Genomic DNA, 3,623 nt, shown 5'->3' on the forward strand with positions numbered 1-3,623 from the left:
ATCCAGAGCTACACCACCAACAACTACCCCATCGCTTACAGCGACCACCGCACCATCCTGGCCGACAAGTACGGCGTGATCAAGGTGCAGGGCGTTGTTGTGGCCAACGAGTGGGCTTCCCTGGCTTCCGATGACGGCGACGCCGCCCTGAAGGAGGGCAAGACCACCATCTACAACGGCGAGGGCATCTTCTCCACCACCGGCAACACCACCGTGAGCAAGGAGGACGCCTCCCTCAAGACCCAGACCTTCAATGTCAGCACTCCCGTTGACATGCTGGGCAAGACCGTCAACCTGTATATCAAGAAGACCACTATCCTGGCTGACTCCACCGTGTACGGCGACCCCGTGGTCTCCGACGTGAACACTGTCGTCACCACCGGCGAGACCGTGCTCTACAGCGGCGCGAAGGACCCCCAGGTGGACTATGACAAGCTGCTGGGCGAGAACGGCCTGACCGACAAGGACGCCAAGTATTTCTGGAACTACAACTCCGGCAAGTACATCCCCAACACCACCGAGAAGTATGGCGACAAGACCGCCAACGTGAAGGGCGCTACCCTGACCATCATCGACAACAACGGCGACGGTGAGGTTGATTACGTCCTGTCCGTGGAGAAGGCTCTGGCCGACATCACCTCCGTCAACTCCAAGAAGGAGACCGTGACCGTCCGCACCCTGGGCACCCTGGACAATAAGGATGTCGTGGGCTACGAGGACATGGCCAAGGAGGACGTGGTCCTGTACGTCCAGTACGGCGGCCGCACCTACCTGGAGAAGCCCGAGGTTGTCACTGGCGAGATGGAGCACTTCAACGTGAAGGGCACCGAGAAGTACATGACCGTCGGCGGCGAGAAGTACAAGGCCGATGAGCTGGAGACCAACGCCCGCACCGAGGTCGTCAAGTTCGACGTGACCGAATGTGACAAGGCCAATGGCGTGCAGTTTGAGACCTCCTACAACTTCTACCTGGACGACTACGGCAACGTGATCGCCTTCGAGGAGGTTGAGGCGGCCGCCAAGAACTACGCTCTGGTTCTGGACTCCGCATTCTCCACCAACATGCTGAACACCGACGCTCAGGTCAAGGTTCTGCTGCCCGATGGCACTGAGAAGACCTACCAGTTGAACTGGAGCGCCTCCGTGAAGAACTGGAAGGACGCCAATGAGACGACCGAGCAGGCCACCGAGCAGCTCAAGACCTTCCTGGGCACCGATGATGGCCGTGCTGGCAGCGCTGGTGTGTACCCCGCCGCTGGTGCCGCCGCCGGCAACCTGATTGCCTACAGCATCAACGATGACGACAAGATGACCATTGACCTGCCCGCTCTGGATGTCGGCAAGGTGGTTGACGGCTCTCACGCCGGCAGCGACTACAGCGATGGAAAGTTCTTCCAGGCCGGCCACGAGACCCTGGATGCCAATGTCTCCAAGGGCGATGTTGAAATCGACACCAGCGCCAGCAAGGGCGGCGATCCCGTCGGCACCTATGGCATTGACGCCGACACCATCGTGTACTACTACAACGGCAAGGACGGCTCCGTGGCTGTGGGCTATGACAACATGGCCAAGCTGATCGACAAGAACGGCGTTCTGGCCGAGACTGGCAAGAAGATCATCGACGCTGGCACGAACACTAACGGCACCGCCAACGGCGAGGTCAAGGTCAGCGTTGTGGACCTGTATAAGAGCGACGTGGCCAATGTGGTTGTCCTCTACACCTCTCAGGCCAAGTTCGGCAACGAGGACTATGTCTTCGTGATGCCCGAGTTCGACGTTTACAACGACTACTTCTATTACACCGTCATCCATGAGGACGGCACCATGGAAGAGGTCAAGTCCGAGGAGAACCTGCGCAACGACCTGAAGGGCACTGACGGCATCGTCTGCACCATTGATATGGACTCCAAGAACCTGGCTTCCTTCAACACCACTCCCAGCCGCGTGGCTGAGGGCTTCGTGAAGGTCACCAGCAGCCGCTATGTCAACGTCTATACCGACGCTACCACCAACAACGCCATCCAGAATCCCGGCAAGGATAACGAGTGGCTCGACATGACCAAGCTGCAGAGCCCTGTCCGTCTGGCCAACAAGAATGACGAGCTGATCTACGACATCGACAACACCGACGTGGACGACGAGACCGCGACCGGCACCACCTTCCAGGACGGCCAGTATGGCTATGTGGTGTACGACGAGGACAACGTCGTGAAGGCCGCCTTCATCGTGAAGAGCTACCTGACTGAGGACCCCACCGGCAACAACAAGCCCGGCAAGCCCTCCAACGATAAGCTGGGCGTCAAGATCTTCACCAGCGGCCCCAACAAGTATCATTTCGCGTTCCTGAACGCGGAGGATGCCACTGTTATGGACATGGAGGATCTGCTGGTCGACTCCTTCGAAAAGCTGGGCTATGAGGTTGTCAAGGTCTATAGTAGCAGCCAGGGTATCACTAAGGTCGACGTGAAGCGCGGCAACAGTGAGACCACCTTCTATGCCATGAGCTACACTGTCACCGACGAGGTGCAGGACGTTGTGGTTGACACCGTGGGCGACACCACGGTCGGCCCCGTGGCTGAGGATGTGAAGGATACCAGCACCGGTCTGGCCGACGGCACCCTGGCCGGTGGCCTGTTCAACGGAATCACGCCCCAGAATGGTATGAAGCTCACCACCCTCACCATCACCCTGCCTGTGGATCCGAGCACTACCTATCGTGCGGTCCGTCAGACCAACAATGCCCTGATCACCTGCGCCACCGAGGGCGGTGAGGATGTCCCCACTGCCTGGAAGCATGGCGACAGCTTTGTGAAAGCCGGTGCCGCCAACGTCACTCCGGCCGGTACTGCAATCGAGTACAGCCTGCTGGTCTGCGACGACGGCGAGCCCATCACCCTTGAGGTGTTTGAGAGCTCCACTGGCGCGTTCACCGTTGATAGTGACCACTACACAGTCAAGGAAAACGGCGGCAGTGTTGCTACTCCCAGCTACACCGTTACCATCGATACCACCGGCGTGACCTTCCAGTAAGGATACGCAAAACCCCCGGGCCTTTGGGCCCGGGGGTTTTCTTTGTCTACAGGAACGCATAATAGCGGTACAGCGTCCCCTCCTGGTTCAGGCCGTGGGGAGAACCGTTCACCCGGAACCCATCTTCCGTAATAATCACGCTCCGCTCATTCATTCCATCCAGCCCCAGCTCATAGCCGGAGGAAAAGGATGAAGTGTTGTCCACCACAGCCAGCTTGGGTCTTGCGCCCAGCGATACCGTGTAGCTCAGCTCCCTATCCCCTGTGTACCGCCCGATGGCTGCGCGGCATTTGTCCCGCTCAAGCCCCAGCAGCGCGGCGTCAATGGCCGAAAGATCTCCGTTGAAGTCCGTGCGGAGGAAGCTGTCCTCCGGCTCCCACTGGTGCAGGTGATAGTGCTGTGTATAATTTGCCATTCTGATTACCTCCTCTGGAGATAAAAGCACCCCCGCGCACGGCGTACCGCCGGACGCGGGGGCCTTGTCCTGCCGAACGGCCTGCGGGCGGGTGTGGGCCCCCGCCCCTACATGCTTCGAGCACCGCAAGATAGCCCGCCAGCGACGGAACCCCGGAAGTAGGGGCGGCCCTTGTGGC

General features: G+C 59.5%; 2 protein-coding genes. One reads left to right on the forward strand and one right to left on the reverse strand.

The features are described 5' to 3' along the window. On the forward strand, positions 1 to 3,030 hold a 3,030-nt coding region (locus HMPREF0372_RS19975; protein WP_007489353.1), incomplete at its 5' end, for a hypothetical protein. Between the two features lie 46 nt (positions 3,031 to 3,076). Here HMPREF0372_RS19975 and HMPREF0372_RS04500 read toward each other — a convergent pair. Further along, on the reverse strand, positions 3,077 to 3,445 hold the full coding sequence (locus HMPREF0372_RS04500; protein WP_039996684.1) for a hypothetical protein: 369 nt from the start codon (positions 3,443 to 3,445) through the stop codon (positions 3,077 to 3,079). Between the last annotated feature and the right edge of the window lie 178 nt (positions 3,446 to 3,623).

The sequence above is a fragment of the Flavonifractor plautii ATCC 29863 genome, assembly GCF_000239295.1.
GTDB classification, from domain to species: Bacteria; Bacillota; Clostridia; order Oscillospirales; family Oscillospiraceae; genus Flavonifractor; species Flavonifractor plautii.